General features: G+C 29.1%; 1 protein-coding gene. It reads right to left on the bottom strand.

Annotated features, from left to right (window positions below; translation table 11 throughout):
* On the bottom strand, nucleotides 1-381 hold a 381-nt coding region (locus UU7_RS18095), incomplete at both ends, for a LytTR family DNA-binding domain-containing protein (RefSeq protein ID WP_162098667.1).

The following is a 381-nucleotide window of genomic DNA, read 5'->3' as shown; positions in this document are numbered from 1 at the left end:
AAATAAAATTTTCAAGAAGCTGCTTCCTTTTTCTCCTACTGAGAGGCAATGAAACTCCATTATCTAGTATTACTTCAAAATTAGATACAGAGTGTATGTATTTCATATTTACAATACAGGATCTATGAATATCCGCAAAGCCATATTGTGTATATTTATCAACAACCTCACTAAATTGATACCCTCGCAATTCAAAGGTATCGCGGTTAGTACATAAATAAACCTTTCGATTAATACTTTCAAAGTAAACTATGTCATCTATTGGTATTTTTACGGTTATTATATTATTGTTGTGGCCTACAACCTTGAAAATATGAATATTATGGTTATCTTCCTTCAATTTTGTAATAGCTAGATTTATAGTTTCAAATAAACTTTCAT

Source organism: Rhodanobacter spathiphylli B39 (assembly GCF_000264295.1).
Classification (GTDB): Bacteria; Pseudomonadota; Gammaproteobacteria; order Xanthomonadales; family Rhodanobacteraceae; genus Rhodanobacter; species Rhodanobacter spathiphylli.
Note: the sequence above shows the minus strand (reverse complement) of the source record. Positions and strands in the feature narration are given on the sequence as shown.